The following is a 19664-nucleotide window of genomic DNA, read 5'->3' as shown; positions in this document are numbered from 1 at the left end:
AATGAAAAAGAATCTGCGCTGCGCGCGAGTCAAAGCTGTAAAACGGCGAGGCGTGCAGTACACTGCGGGCATCTTTTGCAACAGGAAGAACAACATGGCAACGATGCTGGAGGTGGCGAAACGCGCGGGAGTATCGAAGGCGACCGTTTCCCGGGTACTGTCGGGCAACGGCTATGTCAGCCAGGAAACGAAAGATCGCGTATTTCAGGCCGTAGCGGAAAGCGGCTACCGGCCCAATCTGCTGGCGCGTAATCTGGCTACCAAAAAGAGCCAGACGCTGGGGCTGGTGGTAACCAACACCCTTTATCACGGGGTCTATTTTAGCGAGTTGTTGTTTCACGTTGCGCGGATGACGGAAGACAAGGGACGGCAGCTGATTCTGGCCGACGGCAAGCACAGCGCGGAAGAAGAGCGCGAGGCGATCCAGTACCTGCTCGACCTGCGCTGCGATGCCATTATCATCTATCCGCGTTTTCTCAGCGTTGATGAAATGGATGAAATCGTAGAAAACCAGCCGCAGCCGATTATGGTGCTCAACCGCCGACTGCGGCGCAACGCCAGCCACTGCGTCTGGTCCGATCAAAAAGCCTCGGCGTTTACGGCGGTCGAAAAACTGATTGCCCACGGCCATCGTGATATCGCGTTTATCACCGGCTCGCTGGATTCGCCTACCGGGATTGAACGCCTTTCCGGCTATAAAGATGCGCTGACGAAACACGGGATTTCGCTGCATAATGACCTGATCGTTGAGGGCAAATGGACCCCGGAAAGCGGCGCTGCTGGCGTAGAGACGCTGCGTCAGCGCGATGCCCGTTACAGTGCGCTGGTGGCGAGCAATGACGACATGGCAATTGGCGCGATGAAGCAGCTACATCAGCAGGGCGTGCGGATTCCGCAACAGGTCTCGGTCATCGGCTTCGATGATATCGTGCTGGCGCCGTATATGGTTCCGGCGCTCTCCAGCGTCAAGATACCGGTGACGGAGATGATCAAGGAGAGCATTAACCGACTGATCTTTATGCTCGACGGCGGTGATTTAAAATATCAGCAAACCTTCCCCGGCGAGCTGCTTGAACGTGACTCTATTGCCCCGGGACCGTTCGCCTGACGTCGTCATCTGTCATCGTCAGATGTGACGATGACAGAATCTGTTCCCCGCCTATATGTGATTCATTTCCTTTATTATCAGTGCGATAAAAGTTGGAACGTATTATGCATACTCCGCCGCGTAACCTTCTTACTGCTGGAGAAATGGATGAACCGTTTCATTATTGCCGACGCGAGCAAATGCATCGGCTGCCGCACCTGTGAAGTGGCCTGCGTGGTCTCTCATCAGGAAAATCAGGACTGCGCCGCGCTGACGCCAAAATCCTTCTTACCGCGTATCCATGTGATCAAAGGCGTCAACGTCTCGACGGCGACCGCCTGCCGCCAATGTGAAGACGCGCCGTGCGCCAACGTCTGTCCGAACGGCGCGATCGCCAGGGATAAAGGCTTTATTCACGTGATGCAGGAGCGCTGCATCGGCTGCAAAACCTGCGTGGTGGCCTGTCCGTACGGCGCGATGGAGGTGGTGGTGCGTCCGGTGATTCGTCATAGCGGTGCCGGGCTGAACGTGATGGCGGAAAAAGCGGAAGCCAATAAATGCGATCTTTGCCATCACCGGGAGGAGGGCCCCGCCTGTATAGAGGCCTGCCCGACGCATGCGCTGATTTGCGTGGACCGCAATAAGCTTGAGCAGATGAATATCGAAAAACGTCGTCGTACGGCGCTGGCCTGGTAAGGCGGCACGATGAACGGGGTGCAGATTCGCATTCGCGGTAAAGTACAGGGGGTGGGCTTCCGCCCCTTTGTCTGGCAGCTGGCGCAGCAGTCAGCTCGCTGCGGCGACGTATGTAACGACGGTGACGGCGTACTGGTGCGCCTGCTGGGCGATGAGGCGGCGTTTCTCGCCGCGCTGACCCGCCGCTGCCCGCCGCTGGCGCGTATCGACAGCGTGGAAACCCGGCCGTTTCACTGGCGTACGCCGCCGCAGGATTTCGCCATCCGCGAAAGCGGCGGCGGAAGTATGCGTACCCAGATTGTGCCCGATGCGGCCACCTGCCCGGCGTGCCTGGCGGAGATGAACAATCCGCAGGAGCGCCGCTATCGCTACCCGTTTATTAACTGTACTCACTGTGGGCCGCGTTTCACCATTATTCGCGCGATGCCCTATGACCGCCCCTTTACCTCGATGGCTCCTTTTCCACTCTGTCCGCGCTGCGAGGCCGAGTACCGCCACCCTGGCGACCGACGTTTTCATGCTCAGCCGGTAGCCTGCGCCGACTGCGGCCCGCGTCTGGAGTGGCGCGCGCAAGGCGAGTCGCTGGTCGGAGAAGCGGCATTGCAGGCGGCGATTCATCAGCTACAGGCCGGGCAGATTGTCGCCATCAAGGGCGTGGGCGGTTTTCATCTGGTGTGCGATGCCGGCAATCCGCGCGCGGTGGCGGCGTTACGCGCACGCAAACATCGTCCGGCAAAGCCGCTGGCGGTGATGCTGCCGGCGGCGGATAGCCTGGCGGAAGCGGCGCAGGCGTTACTGACTTCACCCGCGGCGCCCATCGTATTGATAGAGAAATCGCAGGTCGATGGCCTGTGTGACGACATTGCGCCAGCGCTGAATGAAGTGGGGGTGATGCTGCCATCTAATCCGTTGCAGCATCTGGTTTTGCAGGCGTTGGCGCGCCCTCTGGTGATGACCTCCGGCAACCTGAGCGGGCGGCCGCCGGCGATCGCCAACGCCGATGCGCTGCGCGATTTGGCCGGGATTGCCGATGGCTTTCTGCTGCACAATCGCGACATCGTGCAGCGGATGGACGACTCGGTGATGCGGCAAAGTGGTGAAATGCTACGGCGTTCGCGGGGCTATGTGCCTGACGCAATGCCGTTACCGCCGGGGTTTCACGACGTGCCGCCGCTGCTGTGCCTCGGCGCCGATATGAAAAATACCTTTTGTCTGGCGCGCGGAGAGCAGGCGGTAGTGAGTCAGCACTTCGGCGACCTCGGCGATGAAGGCGTAGAACAGCAGTGGCATCAGGCGCGGCGTCTGATGCAGGCGGTTTATGGCTTTACCCCCAGTCTGGTGGTCAGCGATGCGCATCCGGGCTACCGTTCGACGCAGTGGGCGGCCTCGTTGGCGCTGCCGGTAGAGCGCGTCCTGCATCACCATGCTCATGCCGCCGCCTGCCTGGCGGAACACGGCTGGCCGCTGGATGGCGGCGATGTGATTGCCGTGGTCCTCGACGGTATCGGCATGGGGGAAAACGGCGCGCTGTGGGGCGGCGAGTGCCTGCGGGTGAATTACCGGCAGTGCGAACGCCTGGGCGGACTGCCGGCGGTGGCGCTCCCCGGCGGCGATCTGGCGGCTCGTCAACCGTGGCGTAATTTGCTGGCCCACTGCCTGGCCTACGTTGATGACTGGCAAAACGATGCGCAAACCGCGGCGCTGCGCCAGCATAACTGGCCGCTGCTGGCGCGGGCTATTGAGCGGGGAATGAATGCGCCGAAGGCGTCATCCTGCGGGCGCCTGTTCGATGCGGTGGCCTGCGCGCTGGGCTGCGCGCCGGATAGCCTGAGCTATGAGGGGGAGGCGGCCTGCCGGCTGGAGGCGTTGGCCACCGCCTGCGATGGCGTTGCGCATCCTGTTCGCCTGCCGTGGCAGGCGGGGGAGCTGGATCTGGCCGCGTTCTGGCCGCAGTGGCTGGGGTGGCGGGCGAGCCGTGAACAAAAAGCCTGGGCTTTTCACGATGCGCTGGCCCGCGGAGTGGCAGAGATGGCGCGCGATTGTGCAACGTCGCGCGGGATGACTACGTTGGCATTCAGCGGCGGCGTGTTGCATAACCGGCTGCTGGTCTCACGATTGACCTTTTATCTGGCGGATTTTACTCTGCTGTTTCCGCAGCAGCTACCTGCCGGAGATGGGGCAATCGCGTTTGGTCAGGCGGTCGTGGCCGCGGCCCGTCGGCAGGCTCACAGGATATCATCATGATCGTGACAATTTTACGCCAGCAGCCGCGTGCCGCTGCGCTGGTGCTGGGACTGATTGTGGCAAATCTGCTCGCCTGGGGTTGGGCCTGGCAGGCGTTTGGCGATAGCGGCGCGCTGATGGCGGCGAGTCTGCTGGCCTGGGGGTACGGATTGCGCCATGCGGTCGATGCCGACCATATCGCGGCGATCGACAGCGTCACCCGCAAAATGATGCAACAGGGGCGGCGGCCTTTTGCCGTCGGAGCCTGGTTCTCGTTTGGCCACTCGTCGATTGTGGTGCTGGCTTCGGCGGCGATTGCCGCGACCGCCACCGCTTTCGGCCAGCAGATGAACTGGCTTCACGATACCGGCAGCGTGATTGGCACAGCGATCTCGGCGCTGTTTTTATTGCTGATGGCGTTTATCAACCTGGTGATTTTACGCAGCGTCTGGCGCAGTTTTCGCGCATGGAAGAGAGGCGGCAAGGTGAGCGATGAGGTGGCGGCTGGCGGCGGCATGATGAGCTGGCTGTTCGGTAAAATCTTCCGTCTGATTAGCCGCAGCTGGCAGATGTATCTGGTGGGCTTTTTGTTCGGCCTCGGTTTTGATACCGCCACCGAAATCGGCGTGCTAGGGATTTCTGCCGCCAGCGCGTCAAGCGGCATGTCCATCTGGTCGATCATGGTCTTCCCGGCGCTGTTTGCCAGCGGGATGGCGCTGGTGGATACCCTCGATAATGTGCTGATGGTCGGCGCCTACGGCTGGGCGTTTAGCAAACCGCAGCGCAAGCTCTATTACAATATGACCATTACCGGTACGTCGGTGGTGGTGGCGTTATTTATCGGTGGTCTGGAAGCGCTGGGGCTGCTGATGGACAAATTTTCGCTCAGCGGTGGGCTATGGCGCTGGGTCGGCGCGCTGAACGATAATCTCGGCGACGCCGGTTTTGTGGTTATCGGGCTGTTTGTCGCCTGCTGGGTGCTGTCGGTGCTCAATTACCGCTGGCGCGGATACGATAACCTGGCGCAGTAGGTCGGGGATTCCTCCGGCTCGCGCTGCGCTTAGCTGGGCTACCTGAGGTTGGATGGCATGCTGCCCGGCGGCGCTGCGCTTGCGCGGGCCTACGGGACGAATGCCGGACGGCAGGTCGGGTAAGCGTCGCGGCGCCCGGCAAAATACCGGCGCAGAATCTGTAGCCCGGGTAGGCGTTGCGCCGCCCGGCAAAATACCGACGCAGAATCTGTAGCCCGGGTAAGCGTCGCGGCGTCCGGCGAAATACCGGCGCAGAATCTGTAGCCCGGGTAAGGCGTTTACGCCGCCACCCGGGAATAACGCCCGTTCGGGCAGCTTAACGTACCAATTGTTTGAGCAATGCAAAGGCCTCCTTCATTCGCTCCTTGCTGACCACAAAAGCACGCAGCTGGCATGTTGCCCGGCGGCGCTGCGCTTGCGCGGGCCTACGGGACGAATGCCGAACGGCAGGCCGGGTAAGCGTCGCGGCGCCCGGCAAAATACCGACGCAGAATCTGTAGCCCGGGTAAGCGTCGCGGCACCCGGCAAAATACCGACGCAGAATCTGTAGCCCGGGTAAGGCGTTTACGCCGCCACCCGGGAATAACGCCCGTTCGGGCAGCTTAACGTACCAATTGTTTGAGCAATGCAAAGGCCTCCTTCATTCGCTCCTCGCTGACCACAAAAGCACGCAGCTGGTTTTCCGCATCCACGCCTTTAGCCACCAGGCCGTCGTTGGCGGCAACGATATTCCATGTTAGGTCTTCGCGCCGCGTATCTCCGGCCAGATGCAGCGGCAGATCCGGGGTTTTCACCTTCACCAGCATCGGCGGCAGCGTCAGTTCGCTCGCCTGCGACAGCAGGTTTTTAGCGAGGCACATCGCGCTCAGTAAAATCGGCTGCAGAAATGGCAGGACGCTGCCATTGATTTCCGCGCAGTCGCCGAGGGCGTAAATTGCCGGATCGCTGGTTTGCAGCCGGCTGTTCACCACCACGCCACGACGAATCAGCAACCCGGCATGGCGCGCCAGCGCCGTTTCCGGGCGTAGACCGGCGGCGGCGACCACCGCATCGACGGTGACGCTGCGCTGGCGGTCGAGGCTGACGCGAATGCCGTCGGCAGTTTGCTCCAGCCCTGCAAGCTGGGTTTTCAGCATCAGGTGTACGCCCATATCGGTTAACCGATGCTGCAGGCGGCTGCTGACCTCCGGCGGCATCAACGCTGAGAGCACGCTGGCGGAGTTATCGACTACCGTCACCGCCTTTCCGGCGCGGCAGAAGTCCATCGCCAGCTCGCAGCCAATCAGGCCGCCGCCGACGATCAGCACGCGTTGCGCATCGTGGAGCTGACTCTGCGCGGCGCCGTATTCGCGTTGGCTGTTGAGGGTCAGCATCAGCTCATGCCCGGGTACCGGCGGAATAAACGGCGCGGCGCCGGTCGCCAGCACCAGCTTGTCGTAGCGCCACTCGCGATCCTGGCTTTTGACCACTTTGGCCTCGGCGTCGATATTGCTCACCCGGACGTGGGGGAACAGGCGCAGGTTATACTGTTCGGCAAACTCCCCGGCGGTTTGCAGGGTCAGATCCTCGGCATTCTGACCGCGGCTGATGACGTGGCTGAGATCCGGTTTGTTGTACTCATCCATGCTGTCGGCGGCGATCAGCGTCAGCGGAATGTGCGTATCCTGCTTACGAATATTTTTCACCAGTTGACGGGCCGCAAAGCCCGAGCCGATGATCACGATACCATCGCTCATACCGCCTCCGTTGCCAGGACATCAAATACCTCTTTACCGAGAGAGCATTCCGGGCACAGGAAGTTATCCGGGACCTCGCTCCACGGCGTCCCCGGCTGGACATCCTGGTTCGGCTCGCCTGTCGCCGGATCGTAAACCCACTGGCAGACGCTGCACTGCATCGACGGGCCGAGATCGGCTGCCGCAGCGGCGGCACAAGCGCAGTTTTCCTGTTCCGGCCCGCTCTGTGCTGCGGCGACCGGCAGCGGCGAGAGCGCCCACTGGCGGGCAATTTCACGGCCGTGTTCGCGGCACAGCTCCAGCGCGTCGAGGTCCGGGCGCCATTTGGCCTTCAGGCTCAGCGACATTTCAAAACCGGCATCCTGTAAACGGGTGGACAGGCGATCGACCGCACCGCCGCTCCAGCCGTGAGAGCCGAAGGCGCTGGCGCGCTTATTGCGAAAACGCAGGCCGGTCATCTCCTCCACCAGGCCGGCGATTTTCGGCATCATCACGTTATTCATGGTCGAGGTGCCCACTAACACCCCTTTTGAGCGGAAGACGTTGGTCAGAATTTCGTTTTTGTCGCTGCGGGCGACGTTAAAGATTTTTACCGCTACGCGCGGGTCCACGTCGGTAATTCCCTGGGCGATGGCATCGGCCATCATGCGGGTGTTGTTGGACATGGTGTCGTAGAAGAGAGTGATGCGATCTTCCTGATAATCCGCCGCCCATTTCAGGTACAGCTCGACGATTTGCGTCGGGTTGTCGCGCCAGACCACGCCGTGGGAGGTGGCGATCATATCCACCGGCAGGTTGAAGCCGAGGATCTCGGTAATTTTTGGCGTCACCAGGCGGCTGAACGGCGTCAGGATATTGGCGTAGTAGCGCTGGCACTGTTCGAACAGCTCGGTCTGATCGACTTCGTCATTAAACAGGTGCTCGTCGCAGTAGTGTTGGCCGAAGGCGTCGTTGCTGAACAGTACCGCGTCGCCGGTCATGTAGGTCATCATGCTGTCCGGCCAGTGCAACATTGGCGTTTCGACGAAGATCAGCTGCTTGCCATTGCCGATGTCGAGGCTGTCGCCGGTTTTCACCACGTTAAAGTTCCACTCCGGGTGATGGTGATGGCCGGTTATGGAGTCAATGGCGTTGGCGGTGCAGTAAATCGGAGTATCCGGGATACTGTTCATCAGCTCGGTTAGCGCACCGGCATGGTCTTCTTCCGCGTGGTTAATCACGATGTAGTCAATATCGGCAAGATCGATCTCGCTGCGCAGGTTCTGCACGAACTCGCGGCTGAATTTATGATCGACGGTATCAATCAGCACATTTTTCTCTTCACGGATGAGATAGCTGTTATAGCTGCTGCCGCGCAGCGTTTTGTATTCGGTGCCGTGAAAATCACGCACTTCCCAGTCACGTTGGCCAACCCAATGAATATTATTTTTAACCAGAATAGACATAGCAACCTCAATTAATTCAGCGTGTTCAAATAAGATGAATTGCTTATATCAAGTTACGTGCCAACTTTTTAATTGATTGATTTTAAATATATTATGTGTTTTTGCTTAAACTGATTGCTGTCAAAATGACAATGGTTAAAATAGTCGTTATGACAATAATCACTGTCAAAACGACAATGAGGCTGCAATGAGCTTTTCCGTAGAGGTACTGGCGAAAATCGCCATTGATTTACAAAGCGATATTGGTCACGCCGATCGATTCTCGCGTCTGATAGCCACCCTGCGGCAGGTGCTGGGATGCGATGCCTCGGCGCTGCTGCGCTACGACGCTCATCAGTTTGTGCCGCTGGCTATCGACGGACTGGCGCAGGATGTGCTGGGGCGACGCTTTGCGCTGGCCGGGCACCCGCGGCTGGAGGCGATTGCTCGCGCGGGGGATGTCGTCCGCTTCCCGGCGGACAGCGATCTGCCCGACCCTTATGACGGGCTGATTCCCGGCCAGGAGAGCCTCAAGGTCCACGCCTGCGTGGGGCTGCCGCTGTTTGCCGGACAAACCCTGATAGGCGCATTGACCCTCGACGGTATGGACGCCGACCGTTTCGATAGCTTCAGCGATGAGGAGCTACGGCTGATTGCCGCGCTGGTGGCAGGAGCGCTGAATAACGCGCTGCTCATTGCCCGCCTCGAAAATCAGAACGTGCTGCCGGAGGCGAGCGCGAGCTATACGCCCCCCGACCGCCAGGAGATTATCGGCCTGTCGGCGCCGATACAGCAGCTGAAAAAAGAGATTGATATCGTCGCCGCGTCGGATTTGAACGTGCTGATTAGCGGCGAAACAGGCACCGGCAAAGAGCTGGTGGCGAAAGCGGTCCACCAGGGGTCGCCGCGGGCGGCCAATCCGCTGATCTATCTGAACTGTGCGGCGCTGCCGGAGAGCGTGGCCGAAAGCGAGCTGTTCGGACATGTGAAAGGGGCGTTTACCGGGGCTATCAGCCACCGCAGCGGCAAGTTTGAAATGGCCGATAACGGGACCCTGTTTCTTGATGAGATTGGCGAGCTGTCGCTGGCGCTGCAGGCCAAGCTGCTGCGCGTATTGCAGTATGGCGATATCCAACGCGTGGGCGACGATCGCAGCCTGAGGGTTGACGTGCGGGTACTGGCGGCCACCAACCGCGATCTGCGCCAGGAGGTGATTGCCGGCCGTTTTCGCGCCGATCTCTATCATCGCCTGAGCGTGTTTCCGCTCTCGGTGCCGGCGCTGCGCGATCGTGACGATGACGTGGTGCTGTTAGCTGGATATTTCTGCGAACAGTGTCGTTTGCGGATGGGGCTGGCGCAGGTGGTGCTGAGCGACGCCACGCGGGCAAGTCTGCGCAGTTGGCCGTGGCCTGGCAACGTGCGCGAGCTGGAACATGCGATTCATCGCGCGGTAGTGCTGGCGCGGGCGACGCAGGCTGGCGATGAGGTGCGGCTGGATCCGACGCATTTTCAGTTTGCCGTCGACGCGCCCGGACTGCCCGCCGCGACATCGGCGGTGCCGATGCAGGCGATCAATCTGCGCGCGGCGACTGAGGCATTCCAGCGCGAGGCGATTTCCCGCGCGTTAGCGGATAACCATCGCAACTGGGCCGCTGCCGCCCGCGCGCTGGCGCTGGATGTCGCCAACCTGCACCGGCTGGCGAAACGTCTGGGGCTTAAAGAATCCCGGCCTGATAGAAGTTCTGCAGGTTAATCGCTCCAACCAGAAGGCCGTTTTCGTCGACCACCGGGGCGGCGCTGATTTTGTGCTTCATCAGCCGCTCTTTGGCTTCGACCGCGCGGCTTTCCGCCTGCAGGGTGACGCCGTTGCGGGTCATCGCCTGGGCAACGGCATCGTTGAGCGTCCCGCCGCCGACCAGCCAGCGGCGCAGGTCGCCATCGGTGAAGACGCCCTGCACGCGGTTTTGCGCATCGCAGACCGCGACCAGACCCAGCCCGGTACGACTTAACTCCAGCATCGCGTCCATCACGCGGGTATCAAGGTCGACGCGTGGGACATCGTCATCGCGGCGCATCAGATGGTGAACTTTGTTCAGCAGCCGCGCGCCGAGGGCGCCGGCGGGGTGTGAACGGGCGAAGTCTTCTTCATTGAAACCGCGGGCCTGCATGACCGCCATTGCCAGCGCGTCGCCGAGCATCAGGGTGTTGACGGTGCTGGAGGTGGGGGCCAGATGCATCGGGCAGGCTTCGCGTTCGACGGCGATATCCAGTACCGCTTTTGCCGCCAGCGCCAGCGGGGATTGCGATTTTCCGGTCATCGCCAGCAGCGGGATCCCTTTTTCTTCCAGACGCGGAACGATGAGATCCAGCTCTTTGGCGCTGCCGGAGTAAGAGATAAATAGCATCACGTCACGACCATCAAGCATCCCGAGATCGCCGTGCAGCGCCTCCGCCGGATGGACGAAAAAGGCCGGGGTGCCGGTACTGGCGAAAGTGGCCGCCAGTTTTTTGCCAATATGGCCTGATTTACCGATACCGGAGACCACCAGTTTCCCTTCGCAGTGGATGATGGTTTCCGCCGCGCGGATGAAGTCGTCGCCCAGGCGTTCAGGCAGGCGGCTGGCCTCCTGTAGCTCCAGCATCAGGGTCTGGCGTCCGGCTTCTAACAGAAAGTTACTCATGTTCTTCTCCAGTAATAATCACTTCGATGCCTTTCTTTTCCAGCGCCCGCTGGAATGTCGGGTCAATACCGGCATCGGTAATCAGCTTATCCACGCGCTCGAGGCCGCAGACGATGTTCGGGCTCTTACGGCCAAACTTTGATGAGTCGGCCATCAGGATCACTTCTCTGGCGGCATTGCACATCGCTTTACTGACGGTATAAACCTCGTTGAAGGTCGTCACGCCGGCGTTCAGGTCGATGCCGTCGGTACCCATAAACAGTTTGTCGAAGCTGAACTGCTCGAAGGCATTTTCCGCCAGCTGTCCGTGAAAGGAGGCCGATTTTTTACGGAAGGTGCCGCCGGGCATCAGGATCGTTTGTTCATTATCCAGTTCGGAGAGGGCGTTGACGATATGCAGGCTGTTGGTCATGACCGTGATGTTATTGAAGCGGCTGAGCAGCGGCACCATCTGCAGCACCGTGCTGCCGGCATCGAGGATGATCGAATCGCCATCGTGGATGTAGTGCACCGCTGTTTCGGCGATCAGCGCTTTTTTATGGGTGTTAATGAGCGTCTTATGATCGATGGGTGGGTCGGGCTCATCTTTGTTGAGGACCACGCCACCGTAGGTGCGAATAACGGTGCCGGCATTTTCGAGGATCACCAGATCCTTGCGTATGGTGGTGCCGGTGGTGTCGAAGTGTTGCGCCAGCTCTTCAACCGAGCATTTACCCTGCGCTTGCAGGTGCTCAACAATGGCTGCCTGGCGCTGACGTGGTTTCATAGCGGTAGTATCCTATCCTGCGTTAAGTTTCGAAGTGATAATTTCGCAAGATATTTACTTTTACAACGAAATTATACATGTTTCGGTTTAAGCGCTAATGATAGTGCATTCTGACAGAGCGGATCCTGGGGAAAGATCATATCTGGTCGCAATTCCTCACGATATTGCCCCTTTATCGCGGGGATTTTTTGCGGGCGGGCGAAGACGGTCACTCCTCGCATCAGCAGCGTATCGCTGACGCGATCGTGGTCGTCAAAGGCGATGGCGACGATCGCGCGCGGTTTGAAGCGGCCCGATGAACGCCCGACGCCGACCCGCCCCTGCTGGCAAAGTCGGTCAAAGGCGCGATTAAACTGGCGAATCTGCCAGCCGCCAAGCGCCAGTTGTGCCAGCCAGGCGATCGCGGCGACGGCAATCAGTGCACTAACCATAAAAGTCTCCTGAAGGGTTGTCGGTACGGGTCACTTCTCCCGGAGGCGGCGCGTTGCGCCTGACCGGGCTACGGACCTGCAGATCTCTGCGGGCGTGTAGCCCGGTCAGCGCAGCGCTACCGGGGAACAAACGGCATCCGGTCCGGTCGCGCCGGGTTTAAAACATGACCTGACCGCCGGTGATGTTAATCGACTGTCCGGTGCAGTAAGACGCCTGCGGGCTGGCATAAAACATCAGTACGTTCAGGACATCCTGATAGTCGCAGCCGCGTTTCAGCGGCACCTTGTCGATGTAATACTGCTCGACTTCGTCCTCGGCAATACCCAGTTTGCTGGCATATTGCGGCAGCAGCGACTGGAACATCGGTGATTTCAGCAGGTTGCCCAGCATCAATGCGTGAACGGTAATGCCGTATTCCGCCAGATCCAGCGCCAGCGACTGGGTCAGCCCGACGCCGCCAAACTTCGCTGCGCTATAGCCGGAATTATGCTTGCTGCCGACTTTGCCGGATTTGGAGTTGATCTGAATAATACGCCCCTTGATCCCATCGCGAATCATCAGCCGTGAAAATTCGCGAGCGCAGAGGAAGTAGCCCACCAGATTCACCTGCAGCGAGCGGTCAAAATCACCGAGCGCGAAATCGCTGATAAAGGCCGCTTTGGCGATTCCGGCGCTATACACCAACAGATCCACCCGCGCGAATATTTCATCCACGCCGCGGGCGAGGGCCATCACGCTGGCCTCGCTGGTGGCATCGGCGCCAAAGCCGTATGCCATTCCTTCTCCATATTCGTCGTTGATAGCCTGCGCGACGCGCGTGGCTTTATCGCTTTGGATATCCACAACGGCAACCCGATACCCCTGAGCGGCAAGGCCCCGGCTCAGAAATTCGCCTAAGGTTTGTCCACCGCCGATGACAACAGCAACCTGATTCATAGTCTTCTCCTGACAACTCATGCAACAAATTTCAATATACAGCCGGGTGCGATCGCGTCCGGCACGGGGCCAGACACGTGGACCGTCCCCGGAAACTCTGCTTCGCTATGGCCATCAAAGCGCAGCGTGATATGGCCAAGCTCACGCAGATTCTGTTCGGCGACATCGCCGACGGCGGTCACCGGATAGCGTTGTTCGCCAAGCTGGAGCTCCGCGCCCGGCATCAGCGTGCCGGACAGCTCGCCGTGATTGTGAATAAAGCAATATTCCTCGATATCCGCCGGCGCGCCTTCGCGAAAGGTAATCAGCATCTCCTCATCCAGTGCCAGCGTAGCGCTGGCGCCGATGCGCGTAATCGTGGTCTGGTAAATCACGGTCATCTTCAGGAACCTCTTATTGGTAAATAAATCCGGACACAAACCAGGCGATCAGCACCGTTGGCGCACCGGTCAGAAAACGTCCCACCAGCACCGAAGGAACGCCGACGCGTACCGTGTCCTGACGGGCTTCGGCAAGCGACAGGCCAACCGGAATAAAATCGCAGGCGGCCTGGGCGTTAATGGCGAACAGCGCGGGGAGCGCAAGGTGCGGGGGAATATTGCCGAGGCCAATCTGCACGCCGATCAGCACGCCAATGACCTGAGCGATAACCGCACCTGGGCCGAGGAACGGCGACAGCAGCGGGAAGGAGCAGATCAGGGCCAGCGTGACCAGGCCAAGAGGATGGCTGGCGAGCGGGGCCAGACCGTGGGCAATCCAGTCACCGATGCCGGAGGCCATGATGATGCCGATCAGCGCCGAGACGAAAGCCATAAACGGCAGGATGGTTTTCAGTACCGTGTCGATGGTGTCGCGCCCGGACTGGAACAGCACGGCCACCACGGAGCCCATTCCCATGCCGACCTTCGCCAGCAGGCCATCGCTCTGCTCGGTAATTTTTTTGCTGGTATCGTAATCCCGCGGGGCTGACTGGCCCGGCTTCGCTTCTGGCGCCGCTGTGCCGTCGCGGGTCAACAGGCGAATGTTCTCTTCTTTCACCCCGGAGACGTAAATATCTTCGACGATATATTGCGCCAGCGGGCCGGATTTGCCGGTGGCGTGGATATTGACGGTCGGGATACGACGTTTCGGGTAAAGGCCGCAGCGTAAGGTGCCGCCGCAGTCGATAATGGCAACGCCGATCTCCTCTTCCGGCGGTTCGCCTTCTTTAAACCCGTCGACGGCCTGCCAGCCGGTCAGACTGGCGATCTTGTCGACGATTGCCGGGCGGGTACCGGCGGTAATGTAGACGATCTTTTTACCGACAACGGCGTCCAGCTCAAGAGGGCCGCCCCAGCCGCTGGCGCCTTTTTCAATACGAATACGGGTCATGAGGTTGCTCCGGAAAGATGGACTTTTTGCTCAAGCTGGATGCCCATTTTTTTCTCAAAAATCGAGGTGGTCAGATCGGTGATCCAACCGCGGAAGAAGTTGGTGACCAGGCCCACCAGCAGATAGCTCACTGCCAGCGGACCTAACGGCAGGCCAAGCGTGGTCAGGCCGCTGGCAATCCCGAGATAGACAAACAGCTCGCCGGGGTTGATATGGGGAAACAGGCCATTCATAGAGTGACAGCTGTAAGAGGCTGCCGCGTAGTAGCTGGGCTTGTACTTCTCGGGCATAAAGCGCCCGAGGCTCAGGGTCATGGGGTTACAGAACACAAAGGTGCCGATGCAGGGCAGCAGCAGATAGCGTGAGATCGGATTGCCGGCGCAGCGTTGCGCCAGCTTTTCGATCCGCTGCTGACCGATAAAGTTGATCAGCGCGTTCATGATCACCAGCAGACTGATCAGCAGGGGCAGGATCCCGGTGACCATACCGGTAAACACCTCGCCTCCCTTCTGAAACAGGCCGATAAACCATTCGGCGCCGTGGGTAATGACTTCAATCATTGTTCTCTCCTTCAGAGTGTTATTTTTCTTGCTAACTGGCAGCTCATTTTAATCACTTTGAAAGATTTAAAAGTGTTAAATTGATCGCAAAATGAAAGGTAAATATTTTATTTTGAAAGTTTGTGCGCGCTCAGAGGGGGGGAAGCCGAGGCCAGGGGGAGATGAACGGACGGATAATGAACCGGAAAGGGCGGTGCTGTCGGGACTATTTTGTCCGCAAATACATTGCCGCTTCCTTGTTGACGGCCGCATGCTTTACCATAATTATCCTTTGCCAAATTTGTTAAACGGATGTCCCATGTTGAAGCGTCGCTATCTGGCTTTACTTCCCCTGTGTGTTTTCCTCGCTGCCTGTAGCAGCAAACCTAAAACCACCGCAGAACCCCAGACGGCGGGAGGCGGCGGTTTTTTGCTGGAGCCGCAGCATAATGTGATGGAGATGGGGGGCGATTTCGCTAACAACCCGGCGGCGGAGCAGTTCATCGATAAAATGGTGAGCAAGCATGGCTTCGACAGACAGCAGCTGCATGAGATCCTCTCGCAGGCGAAACGCCTGGATTACGTCCTGCGCCTGATGGACCGCCAGGCGCCGAGCGGACTGCCGCCGTCAGGGCCTAACGGCGCCTGGCTGCGTTACAAAAAACAGTTTATTACTCCGGATAACGTGCAGAACGGTGTCGTATTCTGGAACCAGTATCAGGATGCGCTGAACCGCGCCTGGCAGGTGTACGGCGTGCCGCCGGAAATTATCGTCGGGATTATTGGCGTAGAAACCCGCTGGGGTCGCGTGATGGGCAAAACCCGCATTCTCGACGCCCTGGCGACGCTGTCGTTTAGCTACCCGCGTCGCGCCGACTATTTTTCTGGTGAGCTGGAAACCTTCCTGCTGATGGCGCGCAGCGAGCAAGATGATCCGTTAAACCTGAAAGGTTCTTTCGCCGGAGCAATGGGCTACGGTCAGTTTATGCCATCTTCTTATAAACAGTATGCGGTGGACTTCAATGGCGACGGGCACATTAACCTGTGGGATCCGGTGGACGCGATCGGCAGCGTGGCGAACTATTTCAAACAGCACGGCTGGGTGAGCGGCGATCAGGTTGCGGTACAGGCGCTGGGTCAGGCGCCGGGCCTGGAGAATGGCTTCAAAACCAACTACAGCATTTCGCAGCTTACGGCGGCAGGCTTGACGCCGACGCAACCGCTGGGCAACCATCAGCAGGCCAGCCTGCTGCGTCTGGATATCGGTACCGGTTACCAGTACTGGTATGGTCTGCCGAACTTCTACACCATTACCCGCTATAACCACAGTACCCACTACGCGATGGCCGTCTGGCAGCTCGGTCTGGCCGTTTCTCAGGCCCGCGGACAGTAACCTTTCCCCGATACTCCCCTCGTCATGAGGGGAGTTCCGTTACATTTTGCAGCATTTCCCGCCGTTGACGCTGATTTACATTTTTCCGTCAATCTAATATTGTTACGTTATAACATATTGATTGGGTAAGACTGTGACTTCTCTTTTTATGACATCCGCAGCGGTACGCGCAGGAATCGCCTGTGTGCTGCTGGCGCTCCTGTGGCTGGCGACCTGGTGGGCGGTAACCCTGCCATGATTGAACTCGATCATCTGGTAGCCGGTTACGAAGAGCTGGCTATTACGCCGGCCCTCAGCGGCGTAATAGCGACAGGCAGTATGACGGCCATTGTCGGCCTGAACGGCTGCGGTAAATCAACGCTGTTGAAAACGCTGGCCGGCTTTATTCCTCCGGTCAGCGGCAGGTTGCGCTGGACGGTATCGCGTCCGGTGATTGGCTGGCTGGCGCAGCGCCATGCCCTCGAATCGCAGTTTCCGCTGACGGTACAGGACGTGGTGAGTCAGGGCGCCTGGCCGCATGTCTCTTTGCTGGGGGGGATCCGTAGCGAGTTCCGGCGGCGTATCGGCGCCGCGCTGGAGCGCGTGGGGCTGACATCGATGGCGAAAACGCCGATTGAGGCGCTCTCCGGCGGGCAGTTCCAGCGAATGCTGTTTGCCAGAGTCATCGTGCAACAGGCGCCGCTGGTTATGCTGGATGAACCCTTTACCGGCATTGATGAAGCCACCAGCCGCGAGCTGATGGGGCTGATCCTTGAGATGCATCAGCAGGGGCAGACGGTACTGGCGGTGTTGCATGATAACCAGCGCGTCGCTGAATACTTCCCGGAAACGCTGCTGCTGGAACCGCAGCGCGCCCGCTGGGGTAATACGGACGACGTGCTGCCCGCTTTCGGCTCTGCGAGGCTGGCATGATCTGGCATACCTTTTTCCAGCCCTTCATTGAATTCGGCTTTATGCGCCGCGCGCTGCTGGTGTGCCTCGCGCTCTCTCTGAGCACGACCATGCTTGGCGTCTTCTTACTGCTGCGACGCATGAGTCTGATGGGCGATGCGCTGTCGCACGCCATTTTACCCGGCGTGGCGGTGGGCTACCTGGTGAGCGGCATGTCGCTGCTGGCCATGACTATCGGCGGTTTTATCGCCGGAATTGCCGTGGCGCTGGTGGCGGGCTGGGTCAGCCGACGCACGCCGCTGAAAGAGGATGCCAGCTTTGCCGGGTTTTACCTCGGGTCGCTGGCGCTGGGAGTGACGCTGGTGTCGCTTCGCGGCTCCAGCGTTGATCTGCTGCATCTGCTGTTTGGCTCGATTCTGGCGGTGGATAACGACGCGGCGCTGTTTGTCAGCGGGGTCGCCAGCTTGACGCTGCTCTGCATCGCTCTGCTTTATCGTGGGTTGGTTAGCGAAGCCTTTGATAGCGCCTGGCTGCAGGTGAACCATCCGCGGCTCCCGGCCCTGCTGCACGGTCTGTTCCTGGCGCTGCTGGTGCTCAATCTGGTCGCTGGATTCCAGGTGCTGGGGACGCTGATGGCGGTTGGCGTGATGATGCTGCCGGCGGTAGCGGCGTGCTGCTGGGCGCGAACCTTGCCGGGTACCTTGCTGCTGGCGGCGCTGATGGGCGGCTTTTGCGCCTGGATGGGGTTAAGCCTGTCGTGGACGGCGAATTTACCGGCCGGGCCGTCCATCGTGTTGACCGCCAGCGGGCTCTTTTTTATTTCGGTGTTCTTTGGCACGCGCAGCCGACTGGTCGTCAGCTGGCGTAAATTAATGGGGTAAGGAAATATGATGAAACGTACCGCAGTCATTCTGGCGCTGGCGCTAGGCCTCGCAACGCAGGGTGCGATGGCGAAAACGCTCAACGTGGTGAGTAGTTTTTCCGTGCTGGGCGATATGGTGCAGCAGGTGGGGGGCGAACATGTCCATGTTGATACGCTGGTGGGACCGGACGGCGATCCGCATACCTTTGAACCTTCACCGCAGGATAGCGCCTTGCTGAGCAAAGCCGATGTGGTGGTGGTTAATGGTCTGGGACTGGAAGGCTGGGTCGACAGATTAATCAAAGCTTCGGGTTTTAAAGGCGAACTGGTGGTGGCGTCTACCGGCGTAAAAACGCACACGCTCAATGAGGAGGGGAAAACGGTTACCGATCCTCATGCGTGGAACAGCGCCGCTAACGGCGCGCTTTACGCGCAAAATATTCTCAACGGCCTGATCAAAGCCGATCCGCAAGATAAGGCTGCGCTGGAGACATCCGGGCAACGCTATATCGGCCAACTGACTGAAATCGACGGTTGGGCAAAAAAACAGTTTACGGCAATTCCGCTGGCAAAACGCAAAGTGCTCACCAGCCATGATGCGTTTGGCTACTTTGGCCGCGCCTATGGCGTGACCTTCCTGGCACCACAGGGGCTGTCGTCAGAAAGCGAAGCCAGCGCGGCGCAGGTGGCGGCGCTGATTCAACAAATTAAGGCCGACGGCGTCCATACCTGGTTTATGGAAAACCAGCTCGATCCGCGTCTGGTGAAACAAATTGCGGCCGCTACTGGCGCGCAGCCGGGGGGAGAGCTCTATCCGGAAGCGCTCTCGAAACCCGGCGGCGTGGCGGATAGCTACGTGAAAATGTTACGCCATAACGTCGAACTGATCGCCGCCAGTATGAAGTAACCCGCGCGTTGACGGTCCCGACGTCGTCGGGGCCGCTCATTTTCGGAAGCCCCCTCGTAAATTCATGACCTCATCCCCATATCTGTGCTGAAAGTGCTATCTTTGATGGCCTCTTTATCTGGCTTAAACGGGGCGATAATGACAGATTCTGAATTAAAGCAACTGAGTGAGCAGGTCGGGCTGGCATTAAAAGCTCGCGGTGCGACGGTGACCACGGCGGAGTCCTGTACCGGCGGTTGGGTCGCGAAAGTGCTCACCGACATCGCCGGCAGTTCAGCGTGGTTTGAACGAGGGTTCGTGACCTACAGCAATGAAGCCAAATCGCAGATGATCGGCGTCAGCGAGGTCACGCTCCTCGGCCATGGCGCGGTAAGCGAGCCGGTGGTAGTTGAGATGGCCGTTGGCGCGCTGCGTGCGGCGCGTGCCACCTATGCTATTTCGGTAAGCGGCATCGCCGGGCCGGATGGTGGCAGTGCGGAAAAACCTGTCGGAACGGTGTGGTTTGGCGTGGCCTGCGCGAACGGGCAGGGCGTTACCCGGCGTGAATGTTTTGCCGGAGACCGGGAGGCGGTGCGTCGTCAGGCAACGGCTTATGCGCTAAATCTCCTCTGGCAACAATTTCTACAAAATACTTGATACTGTATGACTATACAGTATAATTGCCTCAACAGAACAGAATTCACCACCCG

19 protein-coding genes and 1 pseudogene are annotated in these 19664 nt (G+C 59.3%); 10 read left to right on the top strand and 10 right to left on the bottom strand.

Going from position 1 to position 19664, the window contains the following annotated elements:
- The first annotated feature begins 94 nt into the window (after positions 1-94).
- The 4 genes from MC50_RS02750 to MC50_RS02735 all read left to right on the top strand — a co-directional run bounded on the left by MC50_RS02750 (position 95) and on the right by MC50_RS02735 (position 5037).
- A complete protein-coding gene (locus MC50_RS02750) occupies positions 95-1108 on the top strand; it encodes a LacI family DNA-binding transcriptional regulator (RefSeq protein WP_047663408.1) in 1014 nt (337 codons plus the stop codon).
- Positions 1109-1255: 147 nt separating this feature from the next.
- Positions 1256-1783 carry an electron transport protein HydN gene (hydN, locus tag MC50_RS02745; protein WP_032690996.1) on the top strand — a complete coding sequence of 176 codons (528 nt, stop codon included), beginning with the start codon at positions 1256-1258 and terminating at the stop codon, positions 1781-1783.
- A gap of 9 nt (positions 1784-1792) precedes the next feature.
- Positions 1793-4027, top strand: a complete 2235-nt coding sequence (hypF, locus tag MC50_RS02740) for a carbamoyltransferase HypF (protein ID WP_047663407.1) — start codon at positions 1793-1795, stop codon at positions 4025-4027.
- Entirely contained in the window at positions 4024-5037 is a 1014-nt protein-coding gene (locus MC50_RS02735; RefSeq protein WP_047663406.1) for a HoxN/HupN/NixA family nickel/cobalt transporter, read from the top strand. The genes hypF and MC50_RS02735 overlap by 4 nt, the downstream gene beginning before the upstream one ends.
- A gap of 316 nt (positions 5038-5353) precedes the next feature.
- On the opposite strand, the pseudogene MC50_RS29345 reads toward MC50_RS02735, so the two are convergent.
- The 3 genes and pseudogenes from MC50_RS29345 to norV all read right to left on the bottom strand — a co-directional run.
- Positions 5354-5428 (bottom strand): annotated as a pseudogene (locus MC50_RS29345) (hypothetical protein); the annotation flags it as partial.
- 211 nt (positions 5429-5639) lie between these two features.
- Positions 5640-6773 (bottom strand): NADH:flavorubredoxin reductase NorW, encoded by a 1134-nt coding sequence (gene norW, locus MC50_RS02730; RefSeq protein ID WP_047663405.1) that lies wholly within the window; start codon positions 6771-6773, stop codon positions 5640-5642.
- Positions 6770-8218, bottom strand: coding sequence for an anaerobic nitric oxide reductase flavorubredoxin (gene norV / locus MC50_RS02725; RefSeq protein ID WP_047663404.1), 1449 nt, complete (start codon positions 8216-8218; stop codon positions 6770-6772). Before norV ends, norW begins: the two co-directional genes overlap by 4 nt.
- A 187-nt stretch (positions 8219-8405) precedes the next feature.
- Here norV and norR point away from each other — a divergent pair, with 187 nt between their 5' ends.
- Entirely contained in the window at positions 8406-9950 is a 1545-nt protein-coding gene (gene norR, locus MC50_RS02715; RefSeq protein ID WP_032698953.1) for a nitric oxide reductase transcriptional regulator NorR, read from the top strand.
- Here the strand turns inward: norR and gutQ are convergent.
- From gutQ to srlA, 7 genes are all read right to left on the bottom strand, one after another.
- Positions 9913-10878: an arabinose-5-phosphate isomerase GutQ gene (gutQ, locus tag MC50_RS02710; RefSeq protein WP_015585883.1), complete on the bottom strand. Its 966-nt coding sequence runs from the start codon at positions 10876-10878 to the stop codon at positions 9913-9915. The genes norR and gutQ overlap by 38 nt on opposite strands.
- On the bottom strand, positions 10871-11644 hold the full coding sequence (gene srlR / locus MC50_RS02705; protein WP_032691003.1) for a glucitol operon DNA-binding transcriptional repressor SrlR: 774 nt from the start codon (positions 11642-11644) through the stop codon (positions 10871-10873). Before srlR ends, gutQ begins: the two co-directional genes overlap by 8 nt.
- A 71-nt stretch (positions 11645-11715) precedes the next feature.
- Positions 11716-12075: a transcriptional regulator GutM gene (gene gutM / locus MC50_RS02700; protein ID WP_032696783.1), complete on the bottom strand. Its 360-nt coding sequence runs from the start codon at positions 12073-12075 to the stop codon at positions 11716-11718.
- Positions 12076-12232: 157 nt separating this feature from the next.
- Complete coding sequence (gene srlD / locus MC50_RS02695; RefSeq protein WP_032691005.1) at positions 12233-13012, bottom strand: sorbitol-6-phosphate dehydrogenase; 780 nt, start codon at positions 13010-13012, stop codon at positions 12233-12235.
- A 17-nt stretch (positions 13013-13029) separates the two neighbouring features.
- The gene (gene srlB / locus MC50_RS02690) at positions 13030-13392 is read right to left on the bottom strand and encodes a PTS glucitol/sorbitol transporter subunit IIA (RefSeq protein ID WP_032691006.1); all 363 of its coding nucleotides are present in this window, start codon (positions 13390-13392) and stop codon (positions 13030-13032) included.
- A gap of 13 nt (positions 13393-13405) precedes the next feature.
- Positions 13406-14383, bottom strand: coding sequence for a PTS glucitol/sorbitol transporter subunit IIB (srlE, locus tag MC50_RS02685; RefSeq protein ID WP_032698956.1), 978 nt, complete (start codon positions 14381-14383; stop codon positions 13406-13408).
- Positions 14380-14943, bottom strand: a complete 564-nt coding sequence (srlA, locus tag MC50_RS02680) for a PTS glucitol/sorbitol transporter subunit IIC (RefSeq protein ID WP_032691008.1) — start codon at positions 14941-14943, stop codon at positions 14380-14382. The genes srlE and srlA overlap by 4 nt, the downstream gene beginning before the upstream one ends.
- Before the next feature lie 298 nt (positions 14944-15241).
- On the opposite strand from srlA, the gene mltB reads away from it, so the two are divergent.
- The 5 genes from mltB (at position 15242) to pncC (ending at position 19611) form a co-directional block, all read left to right on the top strand.
- Complete coding sequence (gene mltB, locus MC50_RS02675) at positions 15242-16315, top strand: lytic murein transglycosylase B (protein WP_190306317.1); 1074 nt, start codon at positions 15242-15244, stop codon at positions 16313-16315.
- 201 nt (positions 16316-16516) lie between these two features.
- On the top strand, positions 16517-17227 hold the full coding sequence (locus tag MC50_RS02670; RefSeq protein WP_163922884.1) for a metal ABC transporter ATP-binding protein: 711 nt from the start codon (positions 16517-16519) through the stop codon (positions 17225-17227).
- Positions 17224-18087 carry a metal ABC transporter permease gene (locus MC50_RS02665; RefSeq protein WP_032696784.1) on the top strand — a complete coding sequence of 288 codons (864 nt, stop codon included), beginning with the start codon at positions 17224-17226 and terminating at the stop codon, positions 18085-18087. The genes MC50_RS02670 and MC50_RS02665 overlap by 4 nt, the downstream gene beginning before the upstream one ends.
- Positions 18088-18096: 9 nt before the next feature.
- Positions 18097-18975, top strand: coding sequence for a metal ABC transporter substrate-binding protein (locus tag MC50_RS02660; RefSeq protein ID WP_032691011.1), 879 nt, complete (start codon positions 18097-18099; stop codon positions 18973-18975).
- 138 nt (positions 18976-19113) lie between these two features.
- Positions 19114-19611, top strand: coding sequence for a nicotinamide-nucleotide amidase (gene pncC / locus MC50_RS02655; RefSeq protein WP_032691012.1), 498 nt, complete (start codon positions 19114-19116; stop codon positions 19609-19611).
- Positions 19612-19664: the final 53 nt, after the last annotated feature.

This window comes from Klebsiella planticola, assembly GCF_000783935.2.
GTDB classification, from domain to species: Bacteria; Pseudomonadota; Gammaproteobacteria; order Enterobacterales; family Enterobacteriaceae; genus Klebsiella; species Klebsiella planticola.
This window is presented reverse-complemented; position numbering and strand designations above follow the sequence as displayed.